The following is a 430-nucleotide window of genomic DNA, read 5'->3' as shown; positions in this document are numbered from 1 at the left end:
CACGCTGCGCGAGCTCACCGAGCGCGACGTGCTGCGGCAGCGCACGCGCATCGGCTTCGTCTTCCAGTCGTTCAACCTGTTCCCGCACCTCACGGCGCTCGAGAACGTCGTCGAGGCGCCCGTCGCCGCGCAGGGCCGCCCGCGCGCCGAGGTCGAGGCGGCCATCACCGAGGCGCACCGGCTGGGCGCCCGGGTCACCGCGCACTGCTTCGCCGAGGACTCGCTGCGCGACCTCGTCGAGGCCGGCATCGACTGCATCGAGCACGCGACCGGGCTGACCGAGGATACGATCCCGCTCTTCGCCGAGCGCGGCGTCGCGATCGTCCCGACGCTGGTCAACCTCGCGACCTTCCCGCACCTGGCGGACGGCGGCGAGGCGAAGTTCCCCCGCTGGTCCGCCCATATGCGGGACCTGTACGAGCGGCGCTAC

1 pseudogene is annotated in these 430 nt (G+C 72.8%); it reads left to right on the top strand.

The annotated features are described in order from the left end of the window. A pseudogene (locus tag G3I56_RS42860) lies at positions 1-430 on the top strand (hypothetical protein); the annotation flags it as partial.

This window comes from Streptomyces sp. SID12488 (assembly GCF_010548275.1).
GTDB lineage: Bacteria > Actinomycetota > Actinomycetes > Streptomycetales > Streptomycetaceae > Streptomyces.
Note: the sequence above shows the minus strand (reverse complement) of the source record. Positions and strands in the feature narration are given on the sequence as shown.